A 17,716-nucleotide genomic window follows, 5' to 3' on the forward strand; every position below is an offset into this window, starting at 1 on the left:
TTACTCGATAATATCCCCACGAAGTAGGTACTTACAAAACGCTGCGGTGCTGACAAAACTCAGCAGGGCAATCAGTAACGCGCCTTCGAAATAGAGAGTAGAGTGGTGATAAAGCCCCAGCAGAATAATCAGGCCGATGCTGTTGATGTACATGGTGTCTACGGCGATGATCCGGTCCGGCGTGGTGGGGCCGATGATTAAGCGCCAGGCATTCAGCGCCAGGCCGATGCAGATCAGCCCACAGGCAATCAGGATTGCGAACTCTAACATTGGAATACCTCGCGAAGTGGGCGCTCATAGCGCTGCTTGATATGGGCGATCATCTCTTGCTCATCGTCCAGATGCAGCACATGTATGTACAGCCATTTACGGTCTTTAGACAGCTCCACACTCACTGTACCCGGGGTCAGGGAGATTGAGCTGGTCAAAATGGTCAGTGGTAGCGGCGGCTCCAGCTCCACCGGAAACGCGATAAAGGCCGGGCGCAGCTTGCGGTTGCTTTGCAGCACCCGCTTGGCCACATCGATGTTCGACACCACGATGTCGCCAAGCAGTACCAGCAGGTAGCGCAATGCCAGCAAAGGCTTTTTGGCGTAAACCTGCTGAACCCTTAGCGGCGCCACAATGATCGGGATGGCGATAGCCAACACCGTGCCCAGCAGAATATGGCCGGGGGTAAAGCCATGTAGCACTTGCCACACCGTCCAGAGCAGCAGGCTGTGGTAGGGCGTTGGCAGCAGTTTCGATTTAAGGGTCTTTACCATTGGCTGGCCTCCAACAGGGTCTCTACTTCTAGCGCGCGATGTAGGTGCTGAGCGGCTGTGTCGCTAAGTTCGGTAAGCACGCCGCCGAATACCACCATCAGGGGCAGGCTTATCACCAGCAGTAAGATGGCAGTGATTTGCAGTGGGTGGATGGTGCTCGCTTCTGGATGATCTCCACTGGTGTTCCAAAACAGCGTGGTGCCGGCGCGCGACAGGCCAATCAATGCCGCCAAACCACCAATGAGGATGGCCGACCACGCCCACAGCTGCAGCTCGGGCTGTTGAATGGATTGTAAGATTAGCGCCTTGCCCACAAAGCCCGACAGTGGCGGCATGCCAATCAAGGCAATCGCCAGTAGCGCAAACAAACTGCCGAGTAGTCCAGCGCGAGGCATCGGTTTAGCGCTCACCAAGCGGTCTTCTGCTTTGCCGCGCAGCGAGACAAACACCCCTGCCAGCAAGAACATCGCTGCGCAGCTTAGGGTGCTGTGGATCAGGTAGTAGACGCCGGCGCGAGTGGCATCGAGCTGATGAACGTAGATGGTGATCAGCAAGGTGCCCACAGAGACGATGACCAGGTTACTGATTAGCGTACGTAGGCTTTGGCTGGCCAAGGCGGCAATCACGCCCAACGCAATGGTGGCGAGACCTATCGGCCATAGCCACGGCTGGGCTACGTTGGCCAGCTCGCCAGCGTAGTCACCGAAGATTGCGCCATGCACTCGCCAGATACTGTACAAGCCCACCTTGGTCATAATCGCAAACAGGGCCGCAACGGGGGCGGTGGCACTGGCGTAGGTCTTCGGCAGCCAGAAGTGCACCGGCACCATCGCGGCTTTCAGGCCGAACACCGCTAACAGCAGCAGCGCACCTGCTTTCGCGATAAGCTGCTGTTCAGCATCGAGCAAGGCTACCCGCTGGGCCATATCGGCCATGTTGAGTGTGCCAGTCGCGCCATACAAGGTGCCCAAGGCGAACAGGAACAGCGCCGAGCCAATCAGATTCAGGAACACATAGTGGACGTTGGCCTGGATCTTCGCCTTGCCGCCGCCGTGAACCATTAAGGAGTAGGAGGCAATCAGCAGGATCTCGAAGAACACGAACAGGTTGAAGATATCGCCGGTCAGAAAGGCACCGTTGATCCCCATGATCTGAAACATAAACAGCGGGTGGAAGAACGGCCCGCGTTGGTCGTCGCCGGCGCAGGCGTAAAGGTGGACACAAAAGCCCAGCAGGCAGCTTAGGCATACCAATAGCGCTGACAAGCCATCGCCGTACAGCACGATGCCGAAGGGGGCTTTCCAGTCGCCCAGTGCGGTAGGCGATGATGCCGTCTTGCACCGCAATCAGCAGATATACGCAGGCTATTAAGCTTGCCAGGTTACCGAGGTTGGCGGTAACGCGCTGATAGCGCACGTTGTGGCGTAGCTGCGGCAATAGCAGCAACAGCCCGGTCAGCATCGGTAGCAGGATCGGAAGGGTGATTAAATGCTTGATCATCGTGGTTCCTTCCACTCCAAGTTAGGTTCTTTGCCATCGACGTGGTCGTTGCCCGAATCAGAGCGCCCACGCATCGCCAGAATTACCGCAAAGGCGGTCATGGCAAAGCCGATAACGATGGCGGTTAGCACCAGCGCTTGGGGCAGTGGATCGGCGTAGTCGTTGCTCGCGCCAAGCACATCGGGCGCGCCAATCTTCAGGCCGCCACTGGCAAATAAGAACAGGTTTACCGCATAGGAGAGTAGGGTGAGTCCGATCACCAGAGTAAAGGTGTGGCCGCGCAGCATCAAAAAGATGCCACAGGCACTCATAAAACCGACGCAGGCGGCGAATACAGCTTCCATTATTGGTCTCCATCGGTAAGGCGTTCGGCGGTGGTGAGCTTGCCGAGATTCGCCAAAATAAGCAGGGTGGCACCGATTACGGTGAGGTAAACCCCAAGGTCAAAGGCGATGGCACTGGCCAGCTCAAACTTGCCCACCCACGGCCAGTAGAAGTAATCAAACCACGACGTGAGAAACGGCCGATCAAACAGCCAGCTGCCCAAGCCGGTGAGCAGCGCAATTGCTAAACCCGAGGCGACTAGATACAGGTAGGTCAGCTTGAGGCGTTGCCCCATCCATTCCACGCCATTGGCCAGATACTGCAGAATCAGCGCAATCGAGGTAACCAGGCCGGCGATAAAGCCGCCGCCGGGTAGGTTGTGACCACGGATAAAGATATAGGCCGAAATCAGCAGCGACAGCGGCAACAGGCTCTGTGATACCACCGCCAGCAGCATCGGATAGCGCTCCTTGGCCCAGAGGCGGCCTGCGCCATCGCGGTTGCGCGCCGACAGGCGCATACCGGCAATCAGCTTGAAGATACCCAGCGCGGCAATCCCCAATACGGTGATCTCCCCTAAGGTATCGAAGCCGCGGAAGTCCACCAGAATCACGTTCACCACGTTGGTACCACCGCCGCCGCTCTTGGCATTCTCGATAAAGAAGTGGGAGATGCTATCGGTGGGGCGAGTAATCAGCGCATAGCAGATGCCGCCAATCACACAGCCAAGTAGCGAGGCGATGCCAAAATCGCGCACAAAGATAATCGGCCGGGTGCGGGTGGCGGGCGTTTCCTGCGGCAGGAAGTACAGCGCCAACAGCAGCAGTATCACCGTCACAATCTCCACCGAGAGCTGGGTAAGCGCCAGATCCGGTGCAGAGAAGTAGGCAAAGCTAATCGAGACCACCAAGCCCACCAAGGAGAGCATCAGCAGGGCGATCAGACGATAGTGGCTCCAGATCACCGTGGCCAGCGAACCTGCCAGCATCAGCACGGCACCGACAATGACCGCGCCATTGAGCTCACGTACGCCTTGGCTGCCAGTGGCATCGGCCAGCTTCAACAAGGGCGCACCAAACAGCACCAGGGCGAAGATGACCAACAAGAAGGCATAGCGCTGGAAGGAGCCGTTCTCCAAGCGTTGGTTAAGCGCACGTGCCTTCTCGGTTAAGCTCAAAATGGTGGTTTCGAAGTACTCTTTGGCATCCACTTCTTCGAACTGGCTTTGGAAGCGGAACAGCAAAGCGCGGTTGGCGTACACCACCAAGCCGCCGGCAATCGCTACCGCACTCATTAATAGTGGCACGTTAAAGCCATGCCAGATGGCCAAGCTAAAGTAAGGCAGTGGCTGCGCCAGCACCGCTAATGATGCGGCATCAAGGATGGGACCGACGGTGTAGCCGGGAACGATACCCACCAGCAGACACAGCGCCACCAGTACTTCCACTGGCACACGCATATAACGCGGCGGCTCGTGCGGTGTGCGACTCAGCCCTTTGGGCTCGCCGTTAAAGAACACATCGTGAATAAAGCGCGCCGAGTAGGCCACCGATAGCGCGCCGGCAATGGTCGCCAGTACCGGAATCAACCACGACAGCGAACCGAGGATGCTCTGCTCGAGGGTTTCGGCAAAGAACATCTCCTTGGATAAGAAGCCATTCAGTAGCGGCACGCCCGCCATCGACAGGGCTGCCACAATCGCCAAGGTGGCAGTGATCGGCATGTAGCGATAGAGGCCGTTGAGCTTACGCATATCCCGCGAGCCCGACTCGTGGTCGATAATCCCGGCGGCCATAAACAACGAGGCCTTAAAGATGGCGTGGTTCATGATGTGGAACACCGCCGCAATCGCCGCCAATCGAGTGTTGAGCCCGAGCAGCAAGGTAATCAGGCCTAAGTGGGAGATGGTCGAGTAGGCCAACAAGCCCTTTAGGTCGTGCTTGAACAGCGCCATATAGGCGCCCAGCAGCAGAGTGAACAGGCCAGTAAGTGATACGGTGATAAACCACAGCTCGGTGCCCGCAAACAGCGGATAAAAGCGTGCCAGCAAGAAGATGCCTGCTTTAACCATGGTGGCGGAGTGCAGATAGGCACTAACCGGGGTAGGTGCCGCCATGGCATGGGGCAGCCAGAAATGGAAAGGAAACTGGGCCGACTTGGTAAATGCGCCAAGCAGGAACAGACCGAGTATCCACGGGTACATCTGGTGCTGCTTAATCACATCGGCTTGAGCGAGCAGCTCATCGAACTGATAGCTGCCGCCAATTTGGCCCAGCAGCACGATCCCGGCCAATAGCGCCAAGCCGCCTGCGCCGGTGACGGTAAGCGCCATCCGAGCACCGCGTCGGGCATCGCTGCGGTGGGTCCAGAAGGCGATCAGCAAGAATGAGCTGATACTGGTTAGCTCCCAGAAAAACCATAGCTGTAACAGATTGTTAGACATCACGATGCCGAGCATGGCGCTCATAAACATCATCAGGAAACAATAGAAGCGGCTAAAGCTGTCGTTGGCTGAGAGGTAATAGCGGGCATACAAAATCACCAGCAATCCGATACCCAAGATCAGCATGGCGAACAGCGACGATAAGCCATCGAGGCGGAAGGAGAGCGATAGCTGCAGAGCAGGGATCCAATCATAGCTTTGGCTAAAGCTGTTGCCCTCTAACACCAACGGCAGGTCCAGCACCACCAGGATTAATGCCAACGCCGGAAGAACGGCGGTGGCCATGGCACTATGGCTGCGACTCAAGGATCGGGTCAATAGGGGGACAAAGATTCCTGCGAGCACCAGAAAAGGTACCCAAAAGTAGTACATCGTGGCCAGCTCCATTAGCTAATATACTGTCAATTAAGGAAAATCATAGCTAATAACGTATGCTCCACACAAGCGACACGTTACGTTAACGTCTTGTAAACGATACCAGTTTGAGCATTACTTTCGGAAGATTTATGGAACGACGACAATTCGCAGACGTTTTTGTTGTTTTTTGCAGTTTTTGCCTGATATGCGTATCAGTCCTTGTTCGCGCTGAATCCTCGGTCGACGAGGCTGCTTACCGCTGGCAGCAAGAGCTGAGCAAGATAGAGTTTTTACTTGCGGCGGTGGAGCAAAATCCCCATGGCTTTATTCGCAACGGCACGCAATATGACGGAGCAGAGGCTGCGGCCCATTTGCGTATGAAACTTAAGCGCGCGCAAAACTGGTGGTTTGCGCCGCCCAAAGAGCAATGGAGCGTAGAGCTGTTCATCGACAAAGTGGCTAGCGGCTCCAGCATCAGCGGCAAGCCTTATTTAGTGAAAAACGCCCAAGGCCAGGTCCATCCTTCGAACGAGTGGCTAAGACAGCGCTTAGCCGAGTACGAGCAATGCGCTGACAGCCTTGCTCGTGAGTGATGGCGGAAAAGAGGTGAGAGATTAGCCCTGTTTGGGCAGGACAAAACGCCAGATGCCCAGCACGGCGGTGATATAGCTTGCAGCGACCGCAAAGGCCAGCCAGTGATAGCCCGACACCATTGCCAGTGGCATCAGCGAGATCACGAAGATATCGGTGATTGAGCCGGGTACGTAGGCAATGGCGTAGTCATCCAGCACCTTGCTGCGCATTTTCGGGTCGACGATACGCAGTAATGCAATCCCCATCGCGACCGTACCAGTGAGCCAGCCCCAGCTAAAGATGCCTTTCTCGAACCAACCTTTGCCCAAGATCTTCGGGGCAACCCACAGGATCAGGAACAGGGTAAAGCTGATACCACCAAGCATCAGCACCACCATCGGCAGCAGGTAGTTTGCCAGTACCATCACCTGAATCGAGGAGATACCAAATACGATCAGGTAGTCGGTGCTGCAGCCACTGGCGTGATTAAACACCTTGTCGCACAGGTAGTTAGCACTGCCGGTGAGCTGAGCAACGCGGCGAACTAACATCCCTCCGATAAAGCCGGTCACGAAGGTGGGGATCTGCACCTTTGGATGAAACGATGATAAGTACTCGCCAGAGAGATAGGCAAACCCAGTCACCGCCGCCACCATTGCGAGGTGCACTGCAAAGCTGTCAACCGACAATGATGACATGGTTTCGGTCATCACTGCCTGTTGTTTTTCAGGCTCAATCAGGCCGCGGCGCTGGTAGCGGTCCATCTGCTCGAAGCTGGCGAAGTTGTCGATAAGCCCCAGCTTTAACGCTAATTGCAGTAGCAACATGCCCAGAATAATCGCGATAAAGATGCCGGCGGTGGCAAAGCTCAGGCATAGAGTCAGAGCATCTTCCCAGCCCAGATCGCCAAAGATCTCACCAACTACCACCGAGGTGCCGTGTCCACCCATAAAGCCGGACGACATGACCAGGCCAAAGCCCGAATTCAGCTCAGGCCAGATAAAGGTTGCCAAGAACAAACCGAACAGCGCGGCAAACATCCATTGGGAAACGGTGGCAATCTGATTGAAGGCCCACAAACTGCCAGCACGGTTTGCAACTTGGCTGGGAGAGGGGATATCAGTCGCCAGACCCAATGAGCAGAACAGTACCGTGGTTAGCAGGCCCGCGTTGCTGCCAAAGCTGCCACTCCAGGGCAGGATGTCCAGACTGGAAGGCCCTAAAGCCAGGCCGATGATCCCGGCAATCACGGCAGAAGGCAGATAGAAGCGCTGCAGTAAGCGGCTATGAACTCGTATAACTTTCCCTAGTAACAACAAGCATCCCGCAATGGCAAAGTCATTTAACATTAGCCAATTGGTCATGATAGTTACTCTTGTTTGTATTGGTGCGCGAGGAGTTAGCAGCAGAGTTAGGCAGAAATTACCGATACAAATACCGATAGTCGGAGCGCTGCTCTGGCGCAAAAAGGCGGCGATACTAGCACAAAGGATTAGGAATCAAAATAGCATCACGTCGAGTATCTAAATGCTCAACAGCATAAAACAAAAGCGCCACTTAGGCGCTTTTATCGTTTGAACTCGTTGTATGCTCGCGAAGCGAGTGAATACGTACGCTACTGGAAGCTAGGAGCCGCAAATACAAAGCCGCGACAGTCGCCGTCAGAGGCGGCTTGCTCTAGCTCTTCTGCGTCGTAGCTGGAGCGTTTATCTAGCCACGCGAGTACCGCTGAGTTATTACCGCTTTGGCAGGCGCTTACAAACACTTTCTCAACATTGGCGGTGTTCACCGCATCTACAACCAGTACCTTGTTTGGGTCGATGCCCCAGCGCTCTAAGCTTTGTTTGCTTGGCACAAAGTGCGGCGCAATCAGGGTGATCCAACGATGCTGACGGCTTAATACGGCTAAGCGGCAAAGCAACAGTTTCTTTTGTTTGTCGTCAGGTGAGTAGGGTAAGAACTGGACCTGGCTGCGGGAGAGTTGCCCGCTATGAGATGCTGGAGTAGCAATCTTGAATTCAGACCAGTAAGGGTTCAGTTTTACGGTGTTCAAGCTATATGCAGTTGCAGCCATGGTTCTATCTCCTTGCCAATCGTTGGCGAATGAAACGGTGCCTACCAGTTGTTACTCGATTAAGTGTTACTCGGTTAAGTTCTTGCTAGTTGCCAGTGCTGTATGCGACGCGTTGCTGGTTGTTCGCCGCGGTACGGTTTGGTTGCTGAATCTGCCGACGTTGAGATTGGCTGATTTCTGAACCTGTACAGTACCTGTATACATAAACACTGTATGGGTAAACAGTATACTGTGTGTTTATACAGGTCAAGACTAAAATAGGATTTTTTTTGAACAATTTCCGTTCTAGCATTAACCAATAAGGCAGTGCACAATGTCGTAAAGCCTGAAAAGGTTTTCATAAAACAAAATCATCAGTACTAGGGAAGGGGTATGATTACACTCGGCGAATACATCATCGAAAAACAACACCAATATCCAAATGCCACCGGCGAGCTCACTCAGCTACTGGGGGCGATCCGCTTAGCGTCAAAAGTCGTCAACAGGGAGATCAACAAGGCCGGTTTAGTCGATATTATCGGTACCACTGGGGTGGAAAACGTACAGGGAGAGACCCAGCAAAAACTCGACTTATACGCAAATGAAGTATTTAAACAGGCCTTGGAAGCACGCGGTGAAGTATGCGGTGTGGCCTCCGAAGAAGAAGACTGTTTTGTTAGCTTCGACAGCCAGCGCGCGATCAACAGTAAATATGTGGTGCTGATGGACCCGCTTGATGGCTCATCCAACATCGACGTGAATGTGTCAGTGGGAACGATTTTCTCCATCTATCGCCGTCTTAGCCCGCCGGGAACGCCAGCCATTGCAGAGGACTTTCTTCAGCCCGGCGTGAAGCAGGTTGCTGCCGGTTACGTGGTGTATGGCTCCTCCACCATGTTGGTTTATACCACCGGACATGGCGTGCATGGGTTTACCTGTGACCCTTCACTGGGTGTGTTCTACCTTTCCCACGAGAAGATGAAGATCCCCCAAGAAGGCAACATCTTGTCGATTAACGAAGGCAACTATCTTAAATTCCCCGATGGTGTAAAAAAGTATCTGAAGTTCTGCCAGGAGATTGACCCGGATACGTCCCGCCCTTATACCTCGCGCTATATCGGCTCGCTGGTATCGGATTTTCACCGCAACCTGATTAAAGGTGGCATCTACATCTACCCCTCTACCGCTTCGGCCCCCAAAGGTAAGCTGCGTTTACTCTATGAGTGCAACCCCATGGCATTCTTGATTGAGCAAGCGGGCGGTAAGGCGAGTGATGGCTTCCGTCGAATCTTGGAAATTCAGCCTAGCGAGCTGCATCAACGGGTGCCGTTCTTCTGCGGTAGTACTTCGATGGTGGATAAGGTTGAAAGCCTGATGGAGCAGTACTCTGCCGATCATCGTGACTTTAGCTAGCTTAATGGCCCTTGGCGGCTGCTAGCCAGCCGTCGGGGCAGACAAACAGGCGCGCTTGGGTTTGCTTATGCACTAACTGTATTGGCCGGCTTAGTGCGTCACCTACCAGCTCTTCAGTATTTTTCTCAACACGCCCCTTAGCTGATAACCAATCTTGCTTGCTTATCGCCTGCCACTGGGTGGTGTCAAATCGCGCTTGCCAATCGGCGTATTCACACCATTGGTGCTTGCTTGATTGCGCTTGCCATGGCGAGAACAGGTAGCCGCATAGCAGCATTCTTTGCTTGAACTGGTAGTGCCGATAGGGGGCAATCTCAGCTTGCAGCTGCGGGTGTCGGATCAGCGGCAGTTGCTTGACGAGTAACTTGCTGAGCTTGTTGCTCAGCCTGTCTTGTTGGTTGGGGCCCAGGTAGTCATCGATACGAGCATTCGGGCAGGTTGCCAAGTAGAACTTCACCGCCAGCTCCCAATGCTCAAGGCATTGCTGCTGATGATTAATCACCACAAAATCGATGGCGCCAATCGTACGGCCACCCTCAACGATGGCCCGATTATCGATAAGCAGTTCCCACTCAGGGTGCAGGGCAATCAGCTGTCGCCAACACGCCTCAAAGTAGAGGCCCAAGCGCTTGATCTGCGGGCGCGACGTATTGTGCAAAGTGGATATATCCAGCTCTTCACGCCAGCGCTGATAAAACGCGCTGTCGGCCAAGTAGGGGGCTGGATGGGGCAGTAGTCGAGGTGGCTCAAGACACCAACTCAAATCCCGGGTGAAGCAATCAACCATGTTTCTCTAATGTTAATAAATTTACAAAAACACAAACTTAACAAGCGGTCTTGGTGATTATTTCGCTAATTTTGTAGTTAAGTTACGTACCTTGGGGTAATATCTTCTGGTCAAACCAGTAGGAGTTACCCTAATGACTAAATCATTTTCTGCTCTTTCGATCGTGTCACGCCGCGTTGGACTGGTATCACTAGGGATTGTCTCGTTTCCATTCGTTGCAATGGCAGGTCTGCGCAAGCCGTTTTACAGCTTTATCCACCGTCAATGGATTAAGCGTAACGACAAGCCAAGCTGGCTGCAGCAAGCTGAAAAATCGGTAGAACACATCCTATTCTAAGCCCTTTGCGGCACAGTGGCCGTTATCCAACGGCCACCTTTGATCTTAGCCCGTCATACTAGCTATTCGACCCCTAAGGGTTACAATACGGCAAAATTTACAGTGAGTTTGCCGTATGAAGAACACCCGCCTAGAAAACATTCTCAATCAGCATCTTGAAAGCTTCAAGTTCAAAGACTATTGCCCCAACGGCTTGCAAGTTGAAGGACGCGACAAGCTACAACATATCGTCACTGGTGTGACTGCCTGTCAGGCCTTGATTGATAAGGCGATCGAACTCGATGCCGATGGCATTTTGGTGCATCACGGCTTTTTCTGGAAGAACGAGGCCGAGGTGATTACTGGCATGAAGCGTCGCCGGATCCAGGCCCTGCTTAAGCACGATATCAACCTCTATGCCTATCATCTGCCTTTGGATGTGCACCCAGAGCTCGGTAACAATGCCCAGCTAGCTAAGCGATTAGGCCTTAGCCTAACCCGTGGCTTGGAAGCGTGGGATCCGCGCTCTGTGGCGATGGTGGGTAAGTTAGATGAGCCTGTGTCAGGCAGTGAGTTTGCTGCGCGCATTGAGAAGGTACTGGGTCGCCAACCGCTGCATATCGCCGGGCACAGTGGCGAGCTTAAAAAGGTGGGGATCTGCACCGGCGGCGGTCAAAGTTATCTTGGCCTGGCCGCAGAGCAGGGGCTTGATGCCTTTATCAGCGGCGAGATTTCCGAGAACACGGTACACACCGCGCGTGAGATGGGTATCGACTATTTTGCTGCAGGTCACCATGCTACCGAACGTTATGGCGTGCAGGCACTGGGCGAGTGGTTGGCGAGCGAGCACAAGCTGCAAGTGACCTATGTGGATATCGATAACCCCGTTTAATGATCTTAAGCATTGAAAATGAGAATGGGTCGCATTAAACTTATTCCTGCTTTGAGTAAAAGCGCTGAGTCACATCATTTAGTGACACGGTTTTTGGTAACAAAAAGTTTAATGCGAGGTTGAGCATGTACGTTTGTCTTTGTAAGGCAATCACCGACAAACAGATCCGCGAAGCGGTGATGGAAGGGCACGATACCCTAACGAAGGTACGCGAGAAGTTGGGCGTGGCATCCGGGTGTGGCAAATGTGCGCGTACTGCTCAGCAAGTGATTAACCAAGAGCTGCAGAATCAGCCAAGTTACTACGAAGTTGCTTAAGTTTTTCTCAAGATGAAACGGTCGCTCGGCCGTTTAGCTGTGCTTCTCGGCGATCAGCCAATCAAATCCCTTATCGAACCACTCCTGATTCAAACTTTGCACGCCCACTAGGGCCAACTGCTGCGATAAGCCAGCGGCTTTCTCCACCCACTGTTGCCAATGGCTATTGAACTCTGGGATCTGCTGGATTTGCAGCCATACATCGAAGGGCAAGGCCACCATATCGAACAGTTCGCTGTTCTCAAAGCTTCGTTCCAGCTGTTTAAAGCCCTGTGGCTCCCACACCAATCGAAAACCAAACTGCTTAAGGCGGATCAGCTCGCCGATGCGCTTCAGGTCGTTTTCCCCTTGGATGATCAGCAACAGGTTAGCATTATGCGCTGCCAAGGCTTGCTCTGGGTGGGCGTTGTCGCGAAATGCCCGGCGCACATGCTGCCACGAGCAGGCCGCCGTCATCTCCGGCCGCAACTCTTCCAGTGGCCAATCCCAATACAGTTGTAGTCCTTTGGCTGGAGGGCCGTAGGCGAAGTAGCGCAGGTAGCCTTTCGGCTTGGCTTGGTGGCGCAAACGATATCGATAGAGTCGAAACGCTGAGACCGCTACGTGGTTAAGGTGGGTGCCAATCTGCTGCTTGGGCAGATGGTCATAGACCAAGATCCCTAGCTGGCGGCATAAGGTCAGATAGCTGGTAAGCAGCGGTGATTGGTAGCCATGATAGATAAGTAGCGGAGGGCGCGGGTGGATCTGGGCGAAGGCCTCAAACCAATCCACCAAATAGCTATCGTCATCTTCGGCCAGTAACACCATCAGCTGAGATTGCGCCAACATGGTGTTGAACTGTGGCGAAGGCGCCTGCCAAGGAAAGGCTTTAACATTGCTACGGCCGCGCAGGGTTTGTGCGAGATCGGGTTGGCTTTGCCTTGGCTGGTAGTAGCAGATGGACTTGCTGTTAGCCCAGCTCTGAAACTGTAGCTCGAGGCGCTGCAGCCAGTTGTGAAGCTCTTCTATCAGCTTGTCGGGCTTGGGGCAGTATATAAAATCGGATACGGCAAAACGCATGGCAGGCATCGCCGTTAAGAAGATAGAGACTTGGCTGTGCTCGTTAAGACGCCGGGCGAGCTGGGTTTGCTCGGTAGCACTAACGGCGTCGGGGTTGATAATAATCCCATCGACACTGGCCAGCAGGTCAGACTGACGGTCTAGGCTGGGCCAGTCATCAAATTGGTGTTCGATTACCTGACGATTAAGAGGCTGAGGCGCGAGCCCCAGCCAGATAAGTTGAGTACGCTCAACTTGCCGTAGTGAGCTGTCCGGCGTTGCTGTCAGCAACGCCAGCTCTTCACTACTTAGCAAATTGGCATAATCATTCATCGATATGTAATGTCCACCTTACTGGCAACGGTTTTCGCCTTCTCAACCGCTTGCTCGATGCTCTCACCCAAGCTTAATGCTACACCCAGACGGCGTTGGCCGTCGATCTCGGGCTTGCTGAACAAACGCAGTTGGCTATCATCGATCTGCAAAGCCTGTTCCAAGTTAGCAAAGCCAATATCTTGACTGCTGCCGTTACCCAAGATTACCGCTGATGCAGCAGGGCCAAACTGGCGGATTTGGCGAATCGGCAAACCCAGTACCGCTTTGGCGTGCAGGGCAAACTCAGACAAGTCCTGAGAAATCAGGGTGACCATGCCGGTATCATGTGGGCGCGGCGATACTTCACTGAAGTAGACCGAATCACCTTTGATAAACAGTTCAACGCCGAACAGGCCATAACCGCCCAGCGCATTAACTACTTTCTCTGCCACTTGTTGTGAGGCGGCTAGCGCTGCGTCAGACATTGCTTGAGGCTGCCAAGATTCGCGGTAGTCGCCATCTTCCTGACGATGACCGATAGGCGCGCAGAAGTGGATACCATCAACCGCGCTTACTGTCAGCAGGGTTATCTCATAATCGAAGTCGACAAAGCCTTCAACGATCACGCGGCCAGCACCAGTGCGCCCGCCTTCTTGTGAGTATTCCCAAGCAGCATCGGCTTGTTCGGCCTGCTTAATCACGCTCTGGCCTTTGCCCGATGAGCTCATTACTGGCTTCACCACACACGGCATACCTACTGCATCGATTGCGGCGAGGAACTCTTCTTTAGTATCGGCAAAGCGATAGTTAGAGGTGGGCACCTCCAGTTCTTCGGCGGCCAGGCGGCGAATGCCTTCGCGGTCCATGGTCAGGTGGGTGGCACGCGCAGTAGGGGTCACGCCGTAGCCTTTGGCTTCAAGCTCTAGCAAGGCACTGGTAGCAATGGCTTCAATCTCAGGCACGATGTGCTGAGGGCGCTCTTTTTCAACCAGCGCGGTCAGGGCATCGCCATCGAGCATATCGATAACATAGCTACGATGGGCGACATGCATCGCCGGTGCGTTGGGGTAGCGGTCAACGGCAATCACTTCAACGCCGTAGCGCTGTAGTTCGATAGCAACTTCCTTGCCCAGCTCACCAGAGCCGAGAAGCATGACTTTAGTAGCTGAAGCGCAAAGCGCGGTACCTAGCATAGGTGGAACTCCAAAGTTTAGTCGTAGTGGTGGATCTCAAGGCTAATGCCTTGTTGGTGTTGGCAGAATTGCTCTAACTCTGCCTGATAAGAAAACATTTGCTCGGCCGGCTCCCACAACTCAATGGTATCAACTTCAGACAAATCGTAGTCCTGAAGGCGCAGCTGAGAGAGCAGGCTCAGTAGCGGAGACAATGAGGGGTTATAGGCCGCATTCTCCATGTAATAGCTCAAGGCTAGCTGTTTGTCGCCGATTCGAGCGGTAAGTGCACTTTTTACCCCGGTGTAAGGCGAGTAGCTGGCTTTTGCCGCTTGCTCTCCGCTAATTGGGGTTGGGCTGGCCGGGCATAATCCATCTTCGATACCCAGATCGCGCGGGCCGAAAGCTTGCGGTAGTACCTCGCCAAACGGGAACTGCTGCTGGGAAAAAATCAGGGTTAGATCTGGCGCGCAGCCTAGCTCTTGGATGAACTGACGACACAGCCCGCAGGGGGCGGCATTGATCACCAAGCAGCGCAGTGGCTTATCTTGGTGGCTGTAGGCATTGAAAATCGCCGACTGCTCGGCATGCAGCGAACCATTTAGCGAGCCGTAATCCAGCTCATAGTTGGCGCCAAAGTAAAGTTCATCGCCTTCAGTGACGGCGATCGCGCCAACATGAAAATTCGAACGGGGAGCAACCGAGAACTGGGCAACCAGCGGAAGCATGGCTTCCGCTAACTGTTCGAGGGTATAGCTTAACTGTTGGCAGAGCTGCTCACCTTGTTGTTTGCTGAGGAAGGCCGGCAACTTAACCTGCGAAGCTTCGCAGTTCAGGATCTGGCGTAATGCACCTTCCATGGCACTTTTTTCTGGAAGCGTATTTGACATAGCGTGGTTCCTTGATGTGACTTCACTCAACGATGCCTTGGTATATTTGATTGGTCGCAGCGGCTACAGCCCACGGTAACCGGCAAGATTAACTGCTTGATGATGGCATCTTGGCGGGAAGTATACCTATTTTCGCACCAGTTTTTACTTGGAATTTGCACGCTTACATACGATGCTAGCGCTATCCAAATATCCTGAGTTTCTACCTGTATATGTACACCCAACCCAAGGCCTTGGCCGAAGTGCGTAGCTGGCGCCAGCATCATCCTGACTATTTGCTTACACATCAATGGGTTGATAACAGCTGCCAGGTTCGGATCGACAATCTTGCTGATACTGCTCGCCACCCCGGTGAGCTGATTTTGTTCAAAGGCCTTCTGCCCGAGCACCGCAATCTGTATATGGAAGGCTGGCAGATGCTCGCGCAGACCTTGGGCAACTCGGCGACTTTAGAGGATGTCGGCCGCTGCCCCGATCACCAAAGCTATCGCTTGGCTAGCGGCGCTGGTGCCAAACGTGGCTATAACCTGCTGCTGCTTGAGGGTGATGAGGGCTACTGCCTGATTGGTTTTGCCTCCTGCCAGCGCTTTGCCGGATTCTTCGATGTCTACCCGGATGGAACAGTTGCTATCGGTATGGACGCGGAGCAATTGGCGCTTGCCCCACGCAGCCACTGGCTGAGCGAGGTTATAGTGGTGCTGGCCGGCCCTGAGCGCGAAGCCTTACTTAGCGAGTTTGCCCAGCAAATCCAGCTGCATCACCCGCAACTGCCAGTCGCCAAGTCGCCTACAGGCTGGTGCTCGTGGTATCACTACTATGCCGATGTGAGTGAGCTAGATGTGCGCGAGAACCTGCAGCAGATGCAACAGAGCGATATGGACTATCTACTTATCGACGACGGCTACCAAGCCTTTATGGGTGATTGGTTGAGCCCGTCCGATAAGTTTGCGGCGGGCGGCAAAGCCCTCTGTCAGCAGATCGCCTTACAAGGTAAGCAGCCTGCTATTTGGCTAGCGCCGTTTATTGCCCAGCCAGAATCGAAGTTATTCCGCGACCACCCCGATTGGTTTGTTAAAGGCGATGACGCTCAGCCATTGGCAGCCGAGCAGGTGACCTACGGTGGTTGGCGCTGTACGCCGTGGTATGTGTTGGATACCACCCAAGCCGGGCCCCGCGACTATCTGCGCTCGGTGTTTCGCGAGATGCGCGAGCAGTGGGGCGTGCGCTACTTTAAGCTCGATGCGCTCTACTGGGGCGTACTGCCGGGTGGATATCGTGCCGATGCAAGCAAAAGCCGTATCGAAGCCTTTCGACTGGGCATGCAAGCCATCTTGGAAGGCGCGGGTGAAGACAGCTTTATCCTTGGTTGTAACGCCGCATTTTGGCCAAGCCTAGGTCTGGTGCACGGCATGCGCATTGGTGATGACGTGGAGCGCAATCCCGGTCGCTTTGCTCAGATCGCCAAGGAGTGTTTCCTGCGTAACTGGCAGCATCAACAGCTGTGGCAGAACGATCCTGATTGCATCACCTTGAGCGATATTCCCGGTCAAAGCTCCGACAGTCGTGCCTACAACTGGCACCGCGTCAGCCTGATGGCCAGTAGCGGCCTGATGTTCTCCGGCGATCGCTTAGCCAACCTGCAGCCCGCGCAGTGGGATACCTTGAATACACTGATAAAGGCGCAGCTCGCTCCAGCCCAGTTCCACGACTTAAGTTTGACCACCGCGGTGCAGTATCAGCTTGGTGAAGCGCAGGGAGTGCCCCAACATTCGCATAGCCAACCAGAGTACGCCTATTTCTTTAACTGGCACGGCGATACCCAAGAGCTTAGCCAGCGTTTAGATGGGCAATGGCAGGTGTTGTGGGGCGATGATGATGCGCTATTCACGCAAGGAAATGGTGAGGTTCGGGCTACGCTTGCCGGGCACAGTGCGTTGCTTATACAAAGAAAGAGTTAATGCAAACGAGTTGTAGAGAGTGGGTTAGCGTTGAGCGTTGGCGCAGCTAGCCTAAAACTTCATATCCAAGCCTAGTACGAAACGGCTGTCGCCGTAACCGGGAATATCGTGGCTGGAGATCATCGAGCGCAGATTAACGCTGGGGCTAAGCGGTGTCATAAAGCCTAGCCCGACACCGATATCGGTTTTGTCCATCTTATAGGCCAATTGGCGCTCGGCGATGTCGTAGTAAACCGAATCGCGTCCCATGGCGCGATAGGCGCTATAGCGCGGGTCATGAAGCTGGGCGAACAGCTCCAGCTGGTAACCTTCCAGCGGAGTTTGAGCAACCGGGATCCCCACCACATCGTAGAGCTCGGTGTCATCGAAAAAGCTGTTGGTTAGGGTGGGAGTGAAATCGGTTTTTTCGTAGGCTTTTTGGAAGGCTTCGTAAAAGGTTCGGAAGGATTTGTCGCCCATGCGCAGGAATGTAGATTGCCAGATATGGAAGTAGGGCTTGTCGACCTCTTGTTGGTCAACGTCTGTTGCTTCAGCGGCGCTTAGTGAGAGACTCAGCGGGCTGGTGATTAATACCAGTAGGCTAAGCCAGAGTTTGCTGTTCATT

General features: G+C 54.0%; 17 protein-coding genes and 1 pseudogene. 6 read left to right on the forward strand and 12 right to left on the reverse strand.

The genetic code is table 11. The features are described 5' to 3' along the window. The 5 genes and pseudogenes from G462_RS0108980 to G462_RS0109000 form a co-directional block, all read right to left on the reverse strand. Nucleotides 1–270: a K+/H+ antiporter subunit F gene (locus tag G462_RS0108980; RefSeq protein WP_026958705.1), complete on the reverse strand. Its 270-nt coding sequence runs from the start codon at nucleotides 268–270 to the stop codon at nucleotides 1–3. Then, entirely contained in the window at nucleotides 264–764 is a 501-nt protein-coding gene (locus G462_RS0108985; RefSeq protein WP_026958706.1) for a Na+/H+ antiporter subunit E, read from the reverse strand. Before G462_RS0108985 ends, G462_RS0108980 begins: the two co-directional genes overlap by 7 nt. After that, nucleotides 758–2,264 (reverse strand): annotated as a pseudogene (locus tag G462_RS22250) (monovalent cation/H+ antiporter subunit D). The gene G462_RS0108985 and the pseudogene G462_RS22250 overlap by 7 nt, the downstream one beginning before the upstream one ends. Continuing rightward, nucleotides 2,261–2,608 (reverse strand): Na+/H+ antiporter subunit C, encoded by a 348-nt coding sequence (locus G462_RS0108995; protein WP_026958707.1) that lies wholly within the window; start codon nucleotides 2,606–2,608, stop codon nucleotides 2,261–2,263. Before G462_RS0108995 ends, G462_RS22250 begins: the two are co-directional and overlap by 4 nt. After that, complete coding sequence (locus tag G462_RS0109000; protein WP_026958708.1) at nucleotides 2,608–5,403, reverse strand: monovalent cation/H+ antiporter subunit A; 2,796 nt, start codon at nucleotides 5,401–5,403, stop codon at nucleotides 2,608–2,610. The genes G462_RS0108995 and G462_RS0109000 overlap by 1 nt, the downstream gene beginning before the upstream one ends. Nucleotides 5,404–5,537: 134 nt before the next feature. Here G462_RS0109000 and G462_RS0109005 point away from each other — a divergent pair, with 134 nt between their 5' ends. Next, nucleotides 5,538–5,981: a DUF5329 family protein gene (locus tag G462_RS0109005; RefSeq protein WP_051326635.1), complete on the forward strand. Its 444-nt coding sequence runs from the start codon at nucleotides 5,538–5,540 to the stop codon at nucleotides 5,979–5,981. 21 nt (nucleotides 5,982–6,002) lie between these two features. Here the strand turns inward: G462_RS0109005 and G462_RS0109010 are convergent, their stop codons facing one another. Together G462_RS0109010 and G462_RS0109015 are read right to left on the reverse strand one after the other, a co-directional pair. Next, nucleotides 6,003–7,325, reverse strand: a complete 1,323-nt coding sequence (locus tag G462_RS0109010; protein ID WP_026958710.1) for a sodium/glutamate symporter — start codon at nucleotides 7,323–7,325, stop codon at nucleotides 6,003–6,005. A 251-nt stretch (nucleotides 7,326–7,576) separates the two neighbouring features. Continuing rightward, nucleotides 7,577–8,035 (reverse strand): SulA-like leucine-rich domain-containing protein, encoded by a 459-nt coding sequence (locus tag G462_RS0109015; RefSeq protein WP_026958711.1) that lies wholly within the window; start codon nucleotides 8,033–8,035, stop codon nucleotides 7,577–7,579. Nucleotides 8,036–8,407: 372 nt separating this feature from the next. Here G462_RS0109015 and fbp point away from each other — a divergent pair, with 372 nt between their 5' ends. Beyond that, complete coding sequence (gene fbp, locus G462_RS0109020; protein WP_026958712.1) at nucleotides 8,408–9,427, forward strand: class 1 fructose-bisphosphatase; 1,020 nt, start codon at nucleotides 8,408–8,410, stop codon at nucleotides 9,425–9,427. A gap of 1 nt (nucleotide 9,428) precedes the next feature. Here the strand turns inward: fbp and G462_RS23895 are convergent, their stop codons facing one another. Continuing rightward, entirely contained in the window at nucleotides 9,429–10,214 is a 786-nt protein-coding gene (locus G462_RS23895) for a DUF1853 family protein (RefSeq protein ID WP_026958713.1), read from the reverse strand. Between the two features lie 133 nt (nucleotides 10,215–10,347). On the opposite strand from G462_RS23895, the gene G462_RS24205 reads away from it, so the two are divergent. The 3 genes from G462_RS24205 to G462_RS0109040 all read left to right on the forward strand — a co-directional run bounded on the left by G462_RS24205 (nucleotide 10,348) and on the right by G462_RS0109040 (nucleotide 11,739). Further along, nucleotides 10,348–10,551, forward strand: a complete 204-nt coding sequence (locus tag G462_RS24205; protein ID WP_035477353.1) for a DUF2517 family protein — start codon at nucleotides 10,348–10,350, stop codon at nucleotides 10,549–10,551. Between the two features lie 115 nt (nucleotides 10,552–10,666). Next, nucleotides 10,667–11,422 carry a Nif3-like dinuclear metal center hexameric protein gene (locus G462_RS0109035; RefSeq protein WP_026958714.1) on the forward strand — a complete coding sequence of 252 codons (756 nt, stop codon included), beginning with the start codon at nucleotides 10,667–10,669 and terminating at the stop codon, nucleotides 11,420–11,422. Between the two features lie 125 nt (nucleotides 11,423–11,547). Further along, nucleotides 11,548–11,739, forward strand: coding sequence for a bacterioferritin-associated ferredoxin (locus G462_RS0109040; RefSeq protein WP_026958715.1), 192 nt, complete (start codon nucleotides 11,548–11,550; stop codon nucleotides 11,737–11,739). 33 nt (nucleotides 11,740–11,772) lie between these two features. On the opposite strand, the gene G462_RS0109045 is transcribed toward G462_RS0109040, so the two are convergent. Genes G462_RS0109045 through cdd form a run of 3 tightly spaced genes read right to left on the reverse strand, consistent with a single transcriptional unit; the run spans nucleotide 11,773 to nucleotide 15,154 of the window. Beyond that, nucleotides 11,773–13,110, reverse strand: a complete 1,338-nt coding sequence (locus tag G462_RS0109045) for a hypothetical protein (RefSeq protein ID WP_026958716.1) — start codon at nucleotides 13,108–13,110, stop codon at nucleotides 11,773–11,775. Continuing rightward, nucleotides 13,107–14,285: a formate-dependent phosphoribosylglycinamide formyltransferase gene (gene purT, locus G462_RS0109050; protein ID WP_026958717.1), complete on the reverse strand. Its 1,179-nt coding sequence runs from the start codon at nucleotides 14,283–14,285 to the stop codon at nucleotides 13,107–13,109. The genes G462_RS0109045 and purT overlap by 4 nt, the downstream gene beginning before the upstream one ends. A 17-nt stretch (nucleotides 14,286–14,302) precedes the next feature. Further along, nucleotides 14,303–15,154 carry a cytidine deaminase gene (cdd, locus tag G462_RS22265; RefSeq protein WP_051326636.1) on the reverse strand — a complete coding sequence of 284 codons (852 nt, stop codon included), beginning with the start codon at nucleotides 15,152–15,154 and terminating at the stop codon, nucleotides 14,303–14,305. 212 nt (nucleotides 15,155–15,366) lie between these two features. Between cdd and G462_RS22270 the strand changes: the two genes are divergently transcribed. Next, nucleotides 15,367–17,112, forward strand: a complete 1,746-nt coding sequence (locus G462_RS22270) for a glycoside hydrolase family 36 protein (RefSeq protein WP_051326637.1) — start codon at nucleotides 15,367–15,369, stop codon at nucleotides 17,110–17,112. Between the two features lie 51 nt (nucleotides 17,113–17,163). Here the strand turns inward: G462_RS22270 and G462_RS0109065 are convergent, their stop codons facing one another. Further along, complete coding sequence (locus G462_RS0109065; protein WP_026958718.1) at nucleotides 17,164–17,715, reverse strand: hypothetical protein; 552 nt, start codon at nucleotides 17,713–17,715, stop codon at nucleotides 17,164–17,166. Nucleotide 17,716 lies beyond the last annotated feature (1 nt).

This window comes from Aliagarivorans taiwanensis DSM 22990, assembly GCF_000429505.1.
Taxonomy (GTDB): Bacteria; Pseudomonadota; Gammaproteobacteria; order Enterobacterales; family Celerinatantimonadaceae; genus Aliagarivorans; species Aliagarivorans taiwanensis.